Source organism: Gammaproteobacteria bacterium (assembly GCA_034522055.1).
In the GTDB taxonomy this organism is placed as follows: domain Bacteria; phylum Pseudomonadota; class Gammaproteobacteria; order JAABTG01; family JAABTG01; genus JAABTG01.
In genome coordinates this window covers 900563-919003 of sequence record JAXHLS010000002.1, presented here as the reverse complement: position 1 = coordinate 919003, position 18441 = coordinate 900563, and the positions used below count along the sequence as shown (strand labels likewise).

General features: G+C 63.8%; 16 protein-coding genes. All 16 read left to right on the top strand.

The features are described 5' to 3' along the window. Window positions 1–544: 544 nt before the first annotated feature. The 16 genes from U5S82_04490 to U5S82_04415 all read left to right on the top strand — a co-directional run bounded on the left by U5S82_04490 (window position 545) and on the right by U5S82_04415 (window position 18350). On the top strand, window positions 545–1423 hold the full coding sequence (locus tag U5S82_04490) for a sterol desaturase family protein (GenBank protein ID MDZ7750916.1): 879 nt from the start codon (window positions 545–547) through the stop codon (window positions 1421–1423). Then, window positions 1413–2402, top strand: a complete 990-nt coding sequence (locus U5S82_04485; protein ID MDZ7750915.1) for a VTT domain-containing protein — start codon at window positions 1413–1415, stop codon at window positions 2400–2402. The genes U5S82_04490 and U5S82_04485 overlap by 11 nt, the downstream gene beginning before the upstream one ends. Window positions 2403–2420: 18 nt before the next feature. Continuing rightward, window positions 2421–2765: a DsrE family protein gene (locus tag U5S82_04480; protein ID MDZ7750914.1), complete on the top strand. Its 345-nt coding sequence runs from the start codon at window positions 2421–2423 to the stop codon at window positions 2763–2765. 37 nt (window positions 2766–2802) lie between these two features. After that, entirely contained in the window at window positions 2803–4008 is a 1206-nt protein-coding gene (locus U5S82_04475) for an FAD-dependent oxidoreductase (GenBank protein ID MDZ7750913.1), read from the top strand. A gap of 129 nt (window positions 4009–4137) precedes the next feature. Then, on the top strand, window positions 4138–6462 hold the full coding sequence (locus tag U5S82_04470) for an MMPL family transporter (GenBank protein ID MDZ7750912.1): 2325 nt from the start codon (window positions 4138–4140) through the stop codon (window positions 6460–6462). Continuing rightward, a complete protein-coding gene (locus tag U5S82_04465) occupies window positions 6459–7253 on the top strand; it encodes an outer membrane lipoprotein-sorting protein (protein ID MDZ7750911.1) in 795 nt (264 codons plus the stop codon). Before U5S82_04470 ends, U5S82_04465 begins: the two co-directional genes overlap by 4 nt. 2 nt (window positions 7254–7255) lie before the next feature. Then, window positions 7256–8458: a hypothetical protein gene (locus tag U5S82_04460; GenBank protein ID MDZ7750910.1), complete on the top strand. Its 1203-nt coding sequence runs from the start codon at window positions 7256–7258 to the stop codon at window positions 8456–8458. Between the two features lie 25 nt (window positions 8459–8483). Then, window positions 8484–8606, top strand: coding sequence for a hypothetical protein (locus U5S82_04455; GenBank protein ID MDZ7750909.1), 123 nt, complete (start codon window positions 8484–8486; stop codon window positions 8604–8606). Window positions 8607–8619: 13 nt separating this feature from the next. After that, a complete protein-coding gene (locus U5S82_04450; protein MDZ7750908.1) occupies window positions 8620–8940 on the top strand; it encodes a hypothetical protein in 321 nt (106 codons plus the stop codon). Between the two features lie 84 nt (window positions 8941–9024). Beyond that, window positions 9025–10197, top strand: a complete 1173-nt coding sequence (locus U5S82_04445) for an aminotransferase class I/II-fold pyridoxal phosphate-dependent enzyme (GenBank protein ID MDZ7750907.1) — start codon at window positions 9025–9027, stop codon at window positions 10195–10197. Between the two features lie 17 nt (window positions 10198–10214). Then, a complete protein-coding gene (locus U5S82_04440; GenBank protein ID MDZ7750906.1) occupies window positions 10215–11369 on the top strand; it encodes a cysteine desulfurase family protein in 1155 nt (384 codons plus the stop codon). A gap of 179 nt (window positions 11370–11548) precedes the next feature. Then, window positions 11549–13582: a ribonucleoside triphosphate reductase gene (locus tag U5S82_04435; protein MDZ7750905.1), complete on the top strand. Its 2034-nt coding sequence runs from the start codon at window positions 11549–11551 to the stop codon at window positions 13580–13582. A gap of 133 nt (window positions 13583–13715) precedes the next feature. Beyond that, window positions 13716–13877: an anaerobic ribonucleoside-triphosphate reductase gene (gene nrdD, locus U5S82_04430; protein MDZ7750904.1), complete on the top strand. Its 162-nt coding sequence runs from the start codon at window positions 13716–13718 to the stop codon at window positions 13875–13877. Between the two features lie 3 nt (window positions 13878–13880). After that, window positions 13881–14576, top strand: a complete 696-nt coding sequence (locus U5S82_04425; protein ID MDZ7750903.1) for an anaerobic ribonucleoside-triphosphate reductase activating protein — start codon at window positions 13881–13883, stop codon at window positions 14574–14576. Window positions 14577–15060: 484 nt separating this feature from the next. Next, complete coding sequence (locus U5S82_04420) at window positions 15061–15723, top strand: HEPN domain-containing protein (protein MDZ7750902.1); 663 nt, start codon at window positions 15061–15063, stop codon at window positions 15721–15723. A gap of 101 nt (window positions 15724–15824) precedes the next feature. Next, window positions 15825–18350 carry a DEAD/DEAH box helicase family protein gene (locus U5S82_04415; GenBank protein MDZ7750901.1) on the top strand — a complete coding sequence of 842 codons (2526 nt, stop codon included), beginning with the start codon at window positions 15825–15827 and terminating at the stop codon, window positions 18348–18350. The last annotated feature ends 91 nt before the right edge of the window (window positions 18351–18441 follow it).

Below are 18441 nucleotides of genomic sequence, written 5' to 3'. Positions count from 1 at the left end.
CGCCAACCCGGACCTCACCTACAATCAGCATCCTTTCGCGCCTTTCGTGGTTAATGGTTTTTTTTTACTACGAAATACGCGAAAGAAACGGAGGTCACTTTGGCCCGTCCAGGTCGACTACAAACGCCATGGAGCCCATCGGGCCTTGGTCACAACTCGTAATCAGCTGTTTTCGGTTTTTTCGTGTATTTCGTGGTTACCGCTTTTGATTTTCGCTGTCTGTTGTCATTCCGCCGCTCTGGACACCGGGTCGGGCCCGGGACGGGGGAGGGGTGGGCGCGGGGTCGGTGGGGCAGGGTGAAGACGGGAGGTCGGATCGGGTTTGCTGTGGGGGGTTGACATGGGCCAGACAGTCATATCAACTATTCAACATAGTTCTTGAATAACAATGACGGTTTGGAGGATGCCCGGCATGTCACCAGAGAGTACGGCGCCCCCCGGGGGCGTCATTGACGAGACCTTTCTCTACCTCGGGGAACTGTTGCGTTCCTGGGGCGATGTCTTCATACGTTCGGCCACGGCGGCCAGCGAGGGCGGTGTGACCCTGGATGGCCTGATCCTGGACTACGAGGTCGCCATCAGGCTGGTTTTTTTCTTCGGCATCTTCGCCGCCATCGCCCTGTGGGAGGTGTGGGCGCCGCGCCGGCCCCGGACCCTGAGCCGGGCCGTGCGCTGGACCAACAACCTGGGCCTGGTGGTGCTCAATACGGTGTTGCTGCGCCTGCTGTTCCCCGCGGCGGCGGTGGGCATGGCGGTGGCGGCCCAGGCCCAGGGCTGGGGGCTGCTGAACAGCTTCGAGATCCCCTACTGGCTGGCGGTGGTGGTGGCGGTGATCGCCCTCGATTTCGTCATCTACCTGCAGCATGTGCTGGTCCACGCAGTGCCCGCCCTGTGGCGGCTGCACCGGGTCCACCACGCGGATCCCGACTTCGACGTCACCACCGGCGCGCGCTTCCATCCCATCGAGATCATCCTCTCCATGCTCATCAAGTTCGCCACCATCGTGGTGCTGGGGCCGCCCGTGGTGGCGGTGGTGATCTTCGAGGTGCTGCTGAACGGCACGGCGATGTTCAACCACGGCAACATCCGCCTGCCCCTGGGCCTCGACCGGGCGCTGCGTTGGGTGGTGGTCACCCCCGACATGCACCGGGTCCACCACTCCACGGAGGACGACGAAACCAACTCCAACTTCGGCTTCAACCTGCCGTGGTGGGACCGCCTGTTCGGCACCTACCGTGACCAGCCCCGGGCCGGCCACCTGGACATGACCATCGGCATCCGCAGCTATCGCGAGCCCCGTCAGGTGAGCTGGCTGCCGGGTCTTTTGAGCCTGCCCTTCAAGGGCCACATCTCGGACTATGCCATCAACCGGCGCACCTGGGCCGACGGCTCGCACCAGGACGGGTCTACCCATGGGGTTTGATATCCGGAACAAGAGGCACCTGCGGTGGCTGGTGCTGGCGGTGCTGGCCCTCGGCATCGGCCTCGTCCTCACTTTCCGGGACAGCCTCAACGCGGCGGCCCTGACGGGCTTCATCGACGGCATGGGGGCCCTGGCGCCCGTGGTTTTCATCCTGGTCTACGTCCTGGCCACGGTGTTCTTCGCCCCCGGTTCCGTGCTCACCCTGGCGGGAGGGGCCCTGTTCGGCCCCGTGTTGGGCACCGTGTACAACATCACGGGGGCCACCCTGGGGGCGGCCGTGGCCTTCTACGTGGCCCGCTACCTGGCCTCGGACTGGGTGGAGCAGAAAACCGGCGGGCGCCTGAAGCAGCTCAAGGACGGCGTGGAGCAGGAGGGCTGGCGCTTCGTGGCCTTCGTGCGCCTGGTGCCGCTGTTTCCCTTCAACCTCCTGAACTACGCCCTCGGTCTCACCCGTATCGATTTCATCGCCTTCCTGTGGGCCACCTACGTGTTCATGCTGCCCGGGGCCATCGCCTACACCTATCTCGGCTATGCCGGCAAGGAGGCCATCGCCGGCGGCGAGGGGCTGATCCAGAAGGGCCTGCTGGCCCTCGCCCTGCTGGCCCTGGTGGCCTTCATTCCGCGCATCGTCGCCCATATCCGCCAGGGGCGCATGGTGGACGTGGAGACTCTCAGGCACAGCCTGGAGGCGGAGGAGGGCACGGTGCTGGACGTGCGCACGGCTGCCGACTTTGACGGCGAGCAGGGCCACATCGAGGGGGCCCTCAACCTGCCCCTGGAGGAGCTGCCGTCACGCCTCGATGAGCTGGGGGACTACAAGGGCGCGCCCCTGTTCCTCGTCTGCCGCACCGACCGCCGCTCGGCCAAGGCGGCGACCATTCTTGCCGGCAACGGCTTCACCGACGTCCACGTGGTGCGGGGGGGCATGACCGCCTGGCACCGGCAGGGCTGGCCGGTGGAGGAAGCCGCGACGGCCTGAACCATGGAGAACGCACCGATGAAGACCCTGCTGATACTCAACGACCCGCCCTACGGCACGGAGCGTAGCTACAACGCGCTGCGCCTGGCCAAGGCCCTGGCGGGCAAGGAGGCCACCGTCCATGTCTTCCTGATGGCGGACGCCGTGGCCTGCGCCAAGGCCGGCCAGAAGGTGCCCCAGGGCTTCTACAACATGGAGCTGATGGCGAAGGCGGTGGCCCGCAAGGGCGAGTTGATGTTGTGCGGCACCTGCATGGACGCCCGCGGCCTGACCGATGAGGAACTGGTGGCAGGGGCGCGGCGCAGCACCATGGCCGAGCTGGCGGACCATACCCTGGCGGCGGACCGGGTGCTGGTGTTTTGACTTCGCTGCCACCGGCCTGGAAGCGGGGGACACTGGGATGAACGTGCTTATCCTGGGGGCGTCCTTCGGCGGTCTCACGGCGGCCTACCGGTTGCGCCGGCTCCTCACCCCGGCCCAGTGTCGCATCACCGTCATCGACCGCCAGCCCCGCTTCACCTTCATCCCGTCCCTGCCGTGGGTGGCTACGGGCACCCGGGCGCTGGCGGATATCGGCTTCGACCTGGCGCCGGCCCTGGCGCGGCGCGACATCGATTTCGTGCATGCCGACGTCAGCGCCGTCGATGCGGTGGCGCGACGGGTGGAGACCACCGCCGGGCCCCATGCTGGCGACGCCCTTGTCATCGCCACCGGCCACCGCAGTGCCAACGAGGCGGTGCCGGGCCTCGGGCCCTTCGACGGCCCCGGCCATTCGGTGATGTCGCCGCCGGAGACGGAGGAGGCGCGGGATGCGCTGCGGGCCTTCCTGGCGGAGCCGGGGCCGCTGGTGGTGGGCTGTGCCCCGGGGGCGAGCTGCATCGGCCCCGCCTACGAGTTCGCCTTCCAGGTGGACCATCTGCTGCGGCGCCGCCGCCAGCGCCACCGCGTGCCCATGACGCTGGTGACCCCCGAGCCCTTCCTCGGTCACTTCGGCGTCGGTGGGGTGGGGCGGGCGCGCCAGTTCCTGGAAGGGGAGCTGGAGGCCCGGGACATCCATTACCTCACCTCGGCGGCGGTGGCGGATATCACCGATTCGGAGGTGGCCCTGGCCGACGGCACCCGCCTGGAGTCGGCCTATTCCCTCATCATCCCACCCCTGGCCGGAGTGAGTGCGGTGGCGGCCGCCCCGGGCCTTGCCAACCCCAAGGGTTTCATCCCCGTGGACGAGCACTATCGTCATGCCGATTTCCCCGGCGTCTACGCCATAGGTGTGGCGGTGGCGCTGCCGCCGGTGGGGGAGACGCCGGTGCCCGTCAACTTCCCCAAGACCGCCCACATGACCGAACAGATGGCCGTCATCGCCGCTCAGGCAATCGCCGCCGGGGTGACCGGCCGGGCCGCAAGGGGCCACCCGCTGCGCGCCGAGTGCATCCTGGACATGGGCGACGGCGCCGTGAGGATGGCCGCCGATCCCTTCCGGCCGCCGCGCAACCACGTCCACTTCAGCGCCGGCCGTCACTGGGCGTGGGCGAAGCAGGCCTTCGAGCGCTATTACCTGTGGCGGGCCCGTCACGGTCGCGAGGTGGCGGGCCAGTGGGGCTGGTAGCCGCGGTCACGGGGCGGGGCGACTGGGGCCGGCGAATAGGGCCGGAGAATGGGGCCGCCGCACGGGCCGTGGAGATAAACAGGGCGTCATGCGGCTGCCGGCCGGGGCCGTCATCGGGGGGATAGCGGTATGTTGAAACGACTCATCGGCATTTCCATGGACTACCCGCGGACGGTGCTCACCGTGGCGTTTATCGTCACCGTGCTGTTCGGCCTCCAGATCCCGAAGATCCACATCGACACCGATCCGGAGAACATGCTGCCGGAGGACCAGGCCGACCGGGTGCTTTACAACCAGGCCAAGGCGGACTTCGGCATCCACGACCTCATCGTGCTGGGTATCGCCGACGACGCGGGCATGTTCACGCCCGACGCCCTGGCCCGGGTGGATCGGGTGATAGGACGGTTGCTCGGGATCCGCGGCGTCATCACCGCCGACGTCATCAGCCTCACCACCAGCGACGACGTCCAGGCGCAGGATGGACTGCTGGACGTGCGGCCCTTGATGTCGCGGGTGCCGGAAACGGTGGCCGAGGCCGAGGCCCTGCGGGCGGCCATCGCCGATAACCCGCTTTTCACGGACAAGCTGGCCTCCCGGGACGGCACCCTGGTGGCGATCTATATCCCCATCGAGGCCAAGGACCAGGCGGCGCGCATCGGCGACGAGCTGCGGGCCATCCTGGCGGAGGAACTCGCTCCCTCCCAGCGCCATCACCTGGCGGGCCTGCCCATCGTCGAGGACAGCTTCGGCATCGAGATGTTCCGCCAGATGGCCATCGTATCGCCGGCCAGCGGCGCCATGCTGTGCGTGCTGTTGTGGCTCATCTTTCGCAAGGTGACCCTGGTGGTGCCGGTGATGGTGGTGGCCATGTTCACGGTGGTGTGGGGCATGGGGCTCATGATCGGCCTTGGTCACACGGTGCACATCATGTCCAGCATGATCCCGGTGTTCCTCATGCCCATCGCGGTGCTGGACTCGGTCCACGTGCTGAGCGACTTCCACGACCGCTATCCCGCGACGGGCGACCGGCGCCGGGCCCTGCGGGAGAGCATGGACGCCCTCTACACCCCCATGCTCTACACCTCCCTCACCTCCGCCGCCGGCTTCGCCTCCCTGATGCTGGCGGACATCCCGCCGGTGCAGGTGTTCGGGGCCTTCGTCGCCTTCGGCATCCTGGCCGCCTTCGTGCTCACCCTGGCGGTGGTGCCGGCGTCCATCGTGCTCATGAGGGAGGAGCGGCTGCAGGCGGCCATCGCCGGAGGTGACGCGGCGGCCGGACGCCTCGGCACGGGGCTGCGCCGCTTCGGCGGGTTCGCCCATGCCCGCGCGGTGCCGGTGGCCATGGCGGCGGCGGTCATCCTCGGCGCCGGACTGTGGGGGGTGTCCACCACCGTGGTCAACGACAACCCGGTGGCCTGGTTTCCCGCCGACCACCAACTCAGGGTGGCGGATCGGGTGATGAACCGCCACCTCGGCGGCACCTACATGGCCTACCTGCTGTTGCAGGGTGACGCCGACGGGGCCATCAAACGCCCGCAGGTCATGGCCTGGATGGCGCGCCTGCAGGAGGTGCTGGAGGCCGACCCCGAGGTGGGCAAGACCTCGTCCCTGGCGGATGTCGTGAAGCAGGTGAGCTACGTGGTGCACGACGCCGACGCGGCCTGGCGCCGCCTCCCCGACCGTGCCGACGAGCTGGCCCAGTATCTGTTCTTCTACCAGATGGCCGGCGACGCCGGGGATCTGGATGACTTCGTGGACTACGACTACCGCACCGCCAACATCTGGGTGCAGATGCGTGCCGGCGACAACCTGGAGATGGCACGGGTGGTGGACCGGGTGGCCGCCCACGTGGCGGCCGAGCCGCCGCCCGCCGGCATCCGTCTCCGCTGGTCCGGCCTCACCTATATCAACAAGGTATGGCAGGACGAGATGGTGACGGGGATGATGAAGGCGGTGCTGGGGGGCTTCCTGGCAGTGTTCGCCATGATGCTGCTGCTGTTCCGTTCCCCGGTCCTGGCCGCGCTCTCCATGCTGCCTTTGATATTCGCCATTACCCTCTCCTACGGCCTGGCGGCCCTGGTGGGCAAGGAGTACGACATGCCCATGGCGGTGTGCTCGGCCCTCACCCTGGGGCTGTCCATCGACTTCGCCATCCACTTCATCCAGCGTTACCGCCATGCCCTGGGGCGCATGGGCGGTGAGCCCGCCACGGCCAACGCCGCGGTGTTCGGCGAGCCGGCCCGGGCCATCGCGCGCAACGCCGTGGTCATCGCCGTGGGCTTTTCGCCCATGGTGCTGTCGCCCCTGGGCCCCTACAAGACGGTGGGGGTGTTCTTCGCCCTGCTGATGCTCTTCTCCGCCCTTACCGCCCTCGGCCTGCTGCCGGGGCTGCTCAGGCTCACCCACGGCAGGCTGTGGGGGGGCACCGCACCCATGAAGGAGATGCCGTCATGAGATTCACTCCCCTCGCCCTGGTGGCCCTGGTGGCCTTGGCGTCGAGCGGCGGGGCCGGCGCCGCGCCTGCCGCCGAGGACATCGTGGCCCGCTCCCTGGAGGCCTTCTACTACCCCGGGGATGACCAGGTCACCCGGACCACCATGCGTCTGATCAACCATCAGGGCAAGGAGCGCCGGCGGGTGATGACCCTGCTGCGCAAGGACATCGGGAGCGCCGGGGAGCAGCGCTATTACATCTATTTCCACGAACCCGCTGACATCAAAGGGACGGCCTTCATGGTGTGGAAATATCCGGCCGCCGAGGATGATCGCTGGATCTTCATCCCCGCCCTGCGCCTGGTGCGCCGCATCGCCGCCGACGACAAGCGCTCGTCCTTCGTGGGCTCCGACTTCACCTACGAGGATGTCTCGGGCCGGGAACTGGAGGACGAGACCCATACCCTGGTGGGCGAAGAGACCCTGGAGGGCCGCCCGGTCTACCGGGTGGAGAGCGTGCCCAAGGCCGATGTGGACTATGCCCGCCGCCTGTCCTGGATCGACGTGGAAAGGGGCCTGCCCCTCAAGGAGGAATACTACGACGGCCGTGGCGAACTCATGCGCACCTTTACCGCCGGCGAAGTGCGCGAGGTGGAAGGCCACTGGACCGTGACCCGGCGCACCATGCAGGACGAGCAGAGCGGCCACCGTACCGAAGTGGTCTACCACGAGGTGAAGTACGGAGTGGGGCTCGAGGAGGACCTGTTCAGCGAGCGCTATCTGCAACGGCCGCCGCGCCCCTGGGTCCGGTGACCGTGGGACCCTGGCTTCTGCTGATGGCCCTGGGGTGGCTGGCGGCTGCGCCGGCGGGTGCCGAGCCGCCGCCGATCCACGGCTTCGTGCAGGGCCACGGGGCGGCCCGCGTGGACGGCGTGGATTGCCCGCGGCCCACGGCCTGCGACCGGCCCTATAACGAGCAGCGCCTGCAGCTCAAGACGGAGGGCGCCACGAGGGGCTTCGGCTACGGCGGCAAGCTAGAGTTCATCAACGATGTTGCCGTGGACGATTTCGACTTCGACGTGCGCGAACTCTACGCTGATTACGACGCCCGCGACGTTACGGTGCGGGCCGGTCGCCAGGTGATCACCTGGGGGGTGACCGATCTGCTGTTCATCAACGATACCTTTCCCAAGGACTGGGTGGCCTTCTTCGGCGGCCTGCCCCTGGAGTACCTGAAGCGGGGCAGCGACGCCCTCAAGCTGGATTACTATGGCGCCACTGCGGATCTGGAGCTGGTGGTGGCCGATTTCCGCCGTGACCGGTTGCCCGACGGCCGGCGTTTCGTCCCCGCGCCCCCGGCGGCCGACGTAGGGGATCCGGGCACCCCCGAGGTCAGCCTGCGCCTGTCGCGCTATTTCAGCAGTTGGAACGGCGCCCTCTATCTGTCCCGCACCCATCACCGCGCCCCGGCCCTGGTGCCGGGTGGCGGCCGGGATGCCCACCGTTTTCCCCGCCTCGATGCCTACGGGATCAGCTTCTCCGGACCCCTCGGGAGTGGCGTTCTCCATGTCGAGGCGGGACTTTATCGGTCGCCGGAAGACCATGCCGGCGACGACCCCGCCGTGCCCAACGACGAGACTCGCGTATTGGTGGGCTATAGCCGCCAGATCGCCGAGGAGACCACCCTCGGCCTCCAGGCCTACGGGGAATGGATGCATGACCACGGCGCCTACCGGCGCACCCTGGCGGCCGGGCGCCCGGCGCGGGATCAGCTGCGCACCGTGGCCACCCTGCGCCTCACGCGCTTCCTGCGCCACCAGACCCTGCGCCTCGGCCTGTTCACCTTCTGGAGCCCCAGCGACGGCGACGCCTATTTCATTCCCTCGGTGCGTTACGCCTTCAGTGACGCGCTGTGGGGCGAGATGGGTGCCAACCTGTTCACCGGGGATCCCCGGGGCCGTTTCGGGGCCCTGAGGGACAACGACAACCTCTACCTGACCCTGCGCTATGCTTTCTGATGGACGACCACGGAGGCCCCCCGGGATGACGACAGATCGCTCCTGCGCCACCGCCCGCCGGGCCGTCACCCGCGAGCGCGGCCGGGAAATCGTCGCCGCGGCGCCCATCGGTGACTTCCTCGCCGCGCTGCGCGATCGTACAAACTGAGAAGGAGGACGACATGTGCGACATCGTGGTCATATCCAAGCAGTCCCCCGGTGGGCGCTGCCAGCTTTACATGCGCTATGGCGAGGCCCTGGGTTCGCGACTCGGCTGCTACTCGGCGGTGCGTGCCGACCGCGCCGGCACGCCGGTGGCCGCGCCGGCCCTGCTGGTGGACGGCGAGGCCGTCGTGCCCGCCGATGGCCGGATCCTGGCGCCGGAGGACATCGCCGGCCACCTGCAGCGGCAAGGCTTCGGAGACGCCGAGGTGGCGGCCATCGCCAAGCTGCTGCAGGAGATCCTGGACCGCTGGAGGGACGAATGGGGGGGCGGGTCGTGAGGGCCTTCGCGGAGGCCATGACCCCCCGGCCCCGGCGGTCTTGGGTACCATGGGCCTTCTCAATCCGTCTCTTCGAGGTCCTTCATGTCTGATTTTCCTGAGGGCGGTCTCGCCACCCGCTGCATCCATGCCGGCGAGGCCGCCGACCCCCACGGCAGCCCCCATACCCCCGTCTACACCACCACCACCTTCGCCTTTCCCGACACCGCGGCCATCCTGGACGTGGTGGAGGGCCGGGCCGCGGGCAGCCTCTATACCCGCTACGGCCTCAACCCCACCATCCAGGCCCTGGAGGCCAAGCTGGCCAGCCTGGAGGGGGCCGGGGCGGCGCTCGCCTTCGCCTCGGGCATGGCGGCGGAGGCGGCGGCCTTCATGGCCCACGGGCGGGGCGGCGTGGTGTGCATCGGCGATGCCTACGGCGGCAGCCTGGAACTCATCGGCGACCAGTTACCCCAGCTCGGCATCCCCACCCACCTGTTGCTGGGGGGCGAGCTGGAGCGCCTCGACCCCCTGCTGGCCGCCGGTGCCGGCCTGGTGTTCCTGGAGACCCCCACCAACCCGGCCCTGGAGGTCTTCGACATCGCGGCCCTGGCCGCGCGTGCCCATGCCCACGGGGCGTTGCTGATGGTGGACAACACCTTCGCCTCGCCGGTGAACCAGCAGCCCCTGGCCCTGGGCGCCGACCTGGTGGTGCACAGCGCCACCAAGTACCTGGGCGGCCACAGCGACCTCACCGCCGGTGCCCTCATGGGGTCCCCGGAGCTGATGGAAGGGGTATGGCCGTGGCGCAAGAACCTGGGCCAGACCCCGGCCCCCGAGACCGCGGCCCTGCTGGCCCGCAGCCTGCGCACCCTGGTGGTACGGGTGCGGGCCCAGAACGCCTCGGCCCGGGCCATCGCCCGGGCCCTGGAGGGCCACCCCGGCGTGACCCGGGTGCTCTACCCGGGGCTGGCATCCTTCCCCGGCCACGAGTTGGCGGCGCGCCAGATGACGGGCTTCGGCGGTATGCTCACCATCGAGGTGGCGGGCGACGGCGCCGCCGCCGCCGCGGTGGCGGACCGCCTGCGCCTGTTCGCCATCGCGCCGAGCCTCGGCGGGGTGGAGAGCCTGGTCACCCAGCCGGTGACCACCACCCATCATGGCCTCGGCCCGGAAGAGCGCCGGCGGCGCGGCATCAGCGACGCCATGCTGCGGCTGTCGGTGGGCCTCGAAGACGTGGAGGACCTCATCGCCGATCTCGAACAGGCGTTAGGATAGCGGCAAGGAGCCCCCCCATGAGCCGACCCATGAGCCGACCCATCTACCTCGATTACAACGCCACCACGCCCGTGGCCCTGGAAGTGGCGGACGCCATGGCGCCCTACCTCCGTTACCACTTCGGCAACCCGTCATCGGGCCATGAGTACGGCCGCTGGGCCCACGAGGCCGTGGCCCGGGCCCGCGACCAGGTGGCCGCCCTCCTGGGCGCGCGGCCGGCGGAGGTGGTGTTCACGGGCTGCGCCACCGAGGCCAACAACCTGGCCATCCTGGGGGTGGCGCGGGCCCTGGCGGGGCGGGGCAGGCATCTCGTCACCAGCGCCGTGGAGCACCCGGCGGTGGCCGCACCCATGGCCCATCTGGCGGCGGAGGGCTGGGAGGTCACGGTGTTGCCGGTGGACGGCGCCGGCCGGGTGGCCCCCGCGGCCCTGACGGCCGCGCTGCGGGACGACACGGTGCTGGTGTCGGTGATGCACGCCAACAACGAGGTCGGCACCCTCCAGCCCGTCGCCGAGCTGGCGGCCCTGGCCCGCGCCCGGGGGGTGTTGTTCCATACCGACGCCGCCCAGTCCGCCGGCAAGGTGGTGGTGGATGTGGACGGGCTGGGGGTGGACCTGCTGACCCTGGCGGGCCACAAGTTCTACGCCCCCAAGGGGGTGGGGGCCCTCTACCTGCGGGCGGGCACCCCCCTGGCCCCCATCATGTTCGGCGCCGGCCACGAGGGCGGCCTGCGGCCAGGCACCGAGAACGTCCCCCATGTCGCGGGCCTGGGGGCGGCGGCGGCCCTGGCCGCGGGCCGCCTGCCGGCCATCACCGAATCCCTCGCCGCACGCCGCGATGAACTCCACCGGCGTCTCACCGCCGCCGTCCCCGGCCTGGTACTCAATGGCCATCCCGGGGAACGCCTGCCCAACACCCTGCACCTCTCCTTCCCGGGGGTGGCGGGCCGCGAGCTGCTGGCCCGCGCCCCGCAGGTGGCGGCCTCCGTGGGCTCCGCCTGCCACGAAGAGGGCGAGGGCGTGAGCGGCGTGCTGGGGGCCATGGGGGTGGGCCCGGAGCAAGCCCTGGGGGCGGTGCGCCTGAGCATCGGCGAGCCCACTACGGAAGACGAGATCGGGGCGGCGGCGGACCACCTGGCGGCGGCGTGGCGTGCCCTGCAACCACGCCCCTGAAGGCCGCCGCCACCGCGCCCCGGGGGCACCATGACAATCATCAAGCGGGCCCTGCCGCAATCGCCGGATCGCTGATTTCGTTGACCTGAGTCAACGAGGGGGCATTCCACATCTTGTAGCTATCGACGGACTCTACTACAAGATATAGTGTTTGCTCGTCACAGCATCAGGGGGAATCCATGACCGTATCCACCGCCGCCGTGGCGCGGCTGCCGGCCCGTGTGCGGCGCCGCGACGGCACCATCGCCGCCTTCGACCAGGAGCGCATCTACTCGGCCATCGCCCGCGCCGGCGAGGCCACCGCCGAGTTCGACCACCACGAGGCCCGGCTGCTCACGGCCCAGGTGATCAAGGTGCTGGTGCACGGCCGTTTTCCGGACGGCACCCCGGACATCGAGCGCATCCAGGACGTGGTGGAGCAGACCCTCATCACCGCCAACCACCTGGAGACCGCTCGCGCCTACATCGCCTACCGCGCCCAGCACCAGCGCCTGCGCGCCGACAGCCGCACCCTCATGGACGTGGGGGCCTCGGTGAACGAGTACCTGGACCAGCTCGACTGGCGGGTCAACGCCAACGCCAACCAGGGCTATTCCCTGGGAGGGCTCATCCTCAACACCTCCGGCAAGGTCATCGCCAACTACTGGCTGAATCACGTCTACCCGCCCGAGATCGGCCAGGCCCACCGCGAGGGCGACATCCATATCCACGACCTCGACATGCTCGCCGGCTACTGCGCCGGCTGGTCCCTGCGCACCCTGCTCCACGAGGGCCTGAACGGCGTCCCCGGCAAGGTGGAGGCGGGCCCGCCCCGGCACATGTCCAGCGCCGTGGGCCAGATCGTCAACTTCCTCGGCACCCTCCAGAACGAATGGGCCGGGGCCCAGGCCTTCAGCTCCTTCGACACCTACATGGCCCCCTTCGTGCGCAAGGACGGCCTCGACTACCGCCAGGTGAAGCAGTACATCCAGGAACTCATCTACAACCTCAACGTGCCGTCGCGGTGGGGGACCCAGACGCCGTTTACCAATCTCACCTTCGACTGGGTGTGCCCGGAGGATCTCAGGGACCAGGTGCCGGTGGTGGGGGGCGAGACCATGCCCTTCACCTACGGCGACCTCCAGCCCGAGATGGACCTCATCAACCGTGCCTACATCGAGGTGATGACCGCCGGCGACGCCCGGGGGCGGGTGTTCACCTTCCCCATCCCCACCTACAACATCACGCCGGACTTCCCCTGGCACAGCGACAACGCCGAGCGCCTGTTCGCCATGACCGCCCGCTACGGCCTGCCCTACTTCCAAAACTTCCTCAACTCCGAGCTCAAGCCCAACATGATCCGCAGCATGTGCTGCCGCCTGCAGCTCGACCTCACGGAACTCCTGAAGCGCGGCAACGGCCTCTTCGGCTCCGCCGAGCAGACCGGCTCCCTGGGGGTGGTGACGCTGAACTGCGCGCGCCTGGGGTATCTCTACAAGGGCGACGAGGCGGGCCTCTTCGCCCGCGTGGACCGGCTGCTGGACCTGGCGCGCGCCAGCCTGGAGCTCAAGCGCAAGGTGATCCAGCGCCACATGGATGCCGGCCTCTTCCCCTACACTCGGCGCTACCTCGGCACCCTGCGCAACCACTTCTCCACCATCGGCGTCAACGGCATCAACGAGATGGTGCGCAACTTCAGCGGTGACGCCCACGACCTCACCACCGACTCGGGCCACGCCCTGGCCGTGCGTCTGCTGGACCATGTGCGGGCCCGCATGGTGGAGTTCCAGGAGGCCACCGGCCACATGTACAACCTGGAGGCCACCCCCGCCGAGGGCACCACCTACCGCTTCGCCAAAGAGGACAGGAAGCGCTGGCCGGACATCCTCCAGGCCGGCGGGCCCGAGGCTCCCTATTACACCAACTCGTCCCAGCTGCCCGTGGGTCTCACGGACGACCCCTTCGAGGCCCTGGAGCGTCAGGACGAACTGCAATGCAAATACACCGGCGGCACCGTGCTGCACCTGTACCTGGGGGAGCCCGTGTCCAGCACCGAGGCCTGCCGCCGTCTGGTGAAGCGGGCCCTGGAGAACTTCCGGCTGCCCTACATCACCGTCACCCCCACCTTTTCCATATGTCCCACCCACGGCTACCTCGCCGGTGAGCACGAGTTCTGCCCGCGCTGCGACGAGGAATTGATGGCCAGGAAGCGAGAGGAGTTCGAGCATGCATGACGAAACCGTTGAGCCGAGAGAAGAAGAGCGTACCCGCCGCGAGGTCCGGGTGAGCCAGGACCGTTCGTCCAGTGGACGAACGCAGCCTGATGAACGCCCGGCAGGGACGCCGGGCCGGATCGGCGCCACAGGGATGTGTAATACCCCCTCCTTGGACGACTCCGAAAGAACCCGCTGCGAGGTCTGGACGAGGGTCATGGGCTACCACCGCCCCGTGTCCTCCTGGAACCCCGGCAAGCAGTCCGAGCACCGCGAGCGCCAGTACTTCAGCGAGCCGGGCGCCGGCGCCCGCTGAACCATGGCCCCGGGCCTGCGGGTGGGCGGCCTCACGCCCCTCACCACCATCGACTACCCCGGGGAGCTGGCCGCCGTGGTGTTCTGCCAGGGCTGCCCCTGGCGCTGCCGCTACTGCCACAACAGCCACCTGCTGGAGGCCACCGGGGCAGGACGGATGGCCGGACGGATGGCCTGGCCCACAGTGATGGCCTTCCTGGAGCGCCGCCGCGGCCTGCTGGACGCCGTGGTCTTCTCCGGCGGCGAGCCCCTGGCCCAGGGCGACCTGCCCGCGGCGATGGCCTCGGTCCGCGCCCTGGGTTTCAAGGTGGGCCTGCACACCGCCGGCTGCTACCCCGCGCGCCTGGAAAGAGTCCTGCCCCTCGCGGACTGGGTGGGCCTCGACATCAAGGCCCTGCCCGAAGACTACCCCGCCACCACCGGCGTCCCCGACAGCGGCCGCCACGCCTGGCAGAGCCTCAACCACCTGGTGGCCTCCCATACCCCCCACGAGGTACGCGTCACCGTCCACAGCACCCTCCTGCCTCCCAAGCGCCTCGAGGCCCTCACCGACCGCCTCATCCAGGCCGGCGCCGCCACCGTGGTCCACCAGAAATGCAACCCCACCAATGCCCTGGATCCCGACCTCGGTACCCCAGATGAGGCCTGGGTCACCCGCCAGGCCCGGCGGCCCGAGGGGGCGGTGGTGGTGCGCGGGTGAGGGCGCCGGCGCGGGGATGCCACGACCTCAAGGCGCATATATACTCGCCTCAGACCCTTCTCCAGGTCCTTCTCCAGGTCACGGCTATGGACAGTACGCACCTCTTCAAGATCCTTCCCGAAGTCACGGCAATGCCGCCGGTGGCGCAATCGAATGAAACACTGCATTCAATGAACACAGGGCCGCTCCGTCTGTGGGCTGCAATGCCCGCGACGGAGCCGCTGCCGGACGACGGCCGGCAGCATGGACTTGTCCGACACGGTCATGTGTCCCGTTCCCGCCCTGCCGGAAAGTGGGTGGGCTCTGAAGAGAGACGGCGTCTTGTGCGGAACCGCATAAAAAACCATGAACCAAGGCCGGCTCAACAAGTCACTGGAGCAGAGCCCGATTTTCATGGCCGAATCGAAGAAATGCCGGCGGCATATGCGGACCCGCCACCGATTTCGGCCGCTTATACGGGTCCGTCGATGCATTGTTGAAAGCCATGACAGCAGATACTGACTTTCAGGTTAGCGTACAGGCGGCAGACAGCCTGTTGTCGATGTACGCCGAGTTGCGACGAGCAAGAGGGCTCGGTGCTCGTGGCAGACTGGACGCACAGAATGAAGATCTTCTCTGGCTCCCTCGGTCGGCAGTAGTAGCCGCTATCTCGGCGTTGGATTCGTACATTCACGCGGTTCTAAATGAAAAGATCCCGCATGCCTTGCAGGCGAATCCAGTTCCGGAGCCATTGTGTAAAACAATGGCCGACTTAATCCCAATCAAAAACGCTAATACGTTTTCTCTGGCTTTGCCGGTTATCGCTGGCGGAAACGTTATTCCGTATTTGAGCAACAAATACAAAGAAGAGACACTTTCGTTCTTATCCTATCAGTCCCCCGATAAGATCATCGCCGGGTATGCGCTGATTGGATATGAAGACATTTTTACCCGCGTTTCCGCAATCTGGCCAGGCCCGAATTCGACCAGTAACGATATAAAGCGGCAGCTAGCGAACTACGTCAAGCGCCGAAACCAGATAGCCCATGAAGGAGACCGAGATCAACATGGGCAGGCTCGTCACATGCAGCCGCGATATGCGCGGGACTGCAAGGAGTTCGTTGCAAATCTAGTTAGTCGGTTGAACAGGGTTGTATATGGCATTTGACACTACGCTCCCGCCGACATCGGGTCGCTGCGCGGCCCTCTGCGGCTGAGTTCGGCGTTATGTCACCAAAGATTAATCAAGCCCAATAAGGAAAAATAGTAATGGTTGATTTTAAAAAAAGATTAAAAAATAAAACGCTTCCAAAGAAAATCAATCCGCTGGAAATTTATGCTTCACTTGATCGAAGCAGTGAAACTGGCCCACTCCGCCCCTCACAGGAACGTGTGCTGTCAGAATGGTTCTCTTCCCGGAAAGATGAAAAAAATAATATTATCAAGCTGCATACTGGCGAAGGGAAAACTCTGATTGGGTTATTGCTGTTATACTCGAAAATAAATTCTAACGATGGACCTTGTTTGTATATTTGTCCGAACATATACCTCGCCGAACAGGTTCGACAGGAAGCTGTAAAATTTGGGATACCAATTTGCGAAATTGACCAAGGCAACAATCTCCCAGAAGAATTTCTTAGTGGGTCTAAAATATTAATAACTCATGTGCAAAAAGTTTTTAACGGGAAAACCATTTTTGGTTTAGGAAATCAGTCTGTCAATATCGGAGCAATTATTCTTGATGATTCTCACGCATGTATTGATTCGATAAAAGATTCGCTAACAATCAAAGTTGGAGAGGATCATGAGCTATACAAGAAGGTTATTTCTATTTTTGAGGAAGACATAAAAGGGCAAGGAGAAGGAAGTTTCCTGGAAATCGAAACCGGCGATTATAATACTATGCTTCCAATTCCTTATTGGAGCTGGTACGAAAAGCGTGACGAAATCACAAAATCAATAATTAATTGCAAAAATGATGTAGAAGTTAAATTTGTATGGCCTGTAATTAAAGATCAAGTAGCCAATTGTCAGGCTTTCATTTCAGGCCAATCACTAGAAATCTCACCTACATTAATGCCGATAGATAGTTTCGGGACATTCTCAAGGGCAAGATGTCGAGTGCTAATGTCTGCAACCACCCAAGATGATTCGTTCTTTATAAAAGGGTTGGGGTTTGACATCAAATCTGTTGAAGACCCTCTGACCAATAAGGAACTCAAATGGTCGGGTGAAAAAATGATATTAATCCCTTCTTTGATTAGTGAGGATCTTGATCGAGATTCAGTTATCCATTGGTTGGCAAAGACCAATTCCTCACGTCAATTTGGTATAGTTTCCCTCGTGCCAAGCTTCAAAAAAAAGGTTCAATATGAAAAAATCGGTGCCAGAGTTGCGACTAGTAGTAATATTTTTCAAGTAGTTAAGGCGCTAAAAGAAGGGCATTATCGCCAAACTGTCGTATTCGTGAATAGATATGATGGATTGGATTTGCCTGATAATGCATGTCGCATCTTGATTATAGATTCCAAACCATACTTTGATTCGCTTGCGGACAGATATGAGGAAGATTGTCGCCCTGATAGCGATATCGTAAACATCCGTATTGCCCAAAAGGTTGAACAAGGATTGGGGCGTAGCGTAAGAGGTGAAAAAGATTACAGTATAATTGTATTAGTGGGGGGCGACCTAGTCAAATTTGTCAAAAGCCCTCTAAGCAACAAGTATTTTTCAGATCAAACTCGAAATCAACTTGAAATTGGGATTCAAGTGGCGTCATTTGCGACTGAAGAAGCCGATGATGAAGAACCATATAAGGTGTTAGTAAATCTAATGAACCAAGTAATAGGGAGAGATGAGGGTTGGAAAGAATATTATGCAGAGTTAATGGGCAATATCTCGACAACAGAGGAACGGAAGGACATCTATGAAATATTGCAAATAGAATATGATGCTGAAAGACAATTCATTGGTGGAAACTCTGATAAAGCTTGCGAATTAATGCAGGAATTGTGTGACAAGTTTAGTGTCAATGATTTGGAGCGAGCGTGGTACCTACAGCAACTTGCTAGGTACAAGTATCGAACTAGCAAAGTTGATTCAATAAAAATACAAAAAACTGCATTTATGAATAACCTTCAACTCCTTAAACCCACTGAGGGAATCAATTACAAAAAGATTGAATTCGTTAATGAAAATAGGGTTAAGAGAATAAAAGAGTGGATGAGACAATATCAAAACTACCAGGAAATGATGATATCATTGGAGGGAATTCTTCAGAATTTATCCTTCGGTATGCCATCTGAGAAGTTCGAAGCCGCATTAAGAGAATTAGGGAAGTCTATTGGCTTTATGAGCCAGCGACCCGATAAAGAAATAAAAAAAGGGCCTGATAATCTTTGGTGCGGAGTGGAAAATCAATATATTCTGATGGAATGTAAAAACGAAGTGGAGGACACTAGATCTGAAATCTCGAAACACGAAGCAGGGCAAATGAATACCCATGCGGCGTGGTTCGAAAGTATTTATGGTGATGCGAAGTGCAAGCGAATTATTATTATCCCGACTATTAAGCTCTCGTACCATGCCGATTTCACACATCCTGTTGAGGTAATGCGAAAGAATGCTTTGAATAAACTAAAGAATAATGTGAAGAGCTTCTTCAAAGAGTTTGCTCAATATGTTTGGTTGGATGTAAGCGATCATAAAATTCAAGAACTAATAACTGCACATGAATTGGACGTGCGCAGTATAACTAACAAATATTCAGAAGCTTATAAAAAAAATTTTAAATGATATAACCGGCAGCTCAATCAGGCGCCGAACACAATGCGATTTTTTAATTGGTGCTCTTAGCGGCGCTGGATAGCCGGAACGTTAGCGAGGT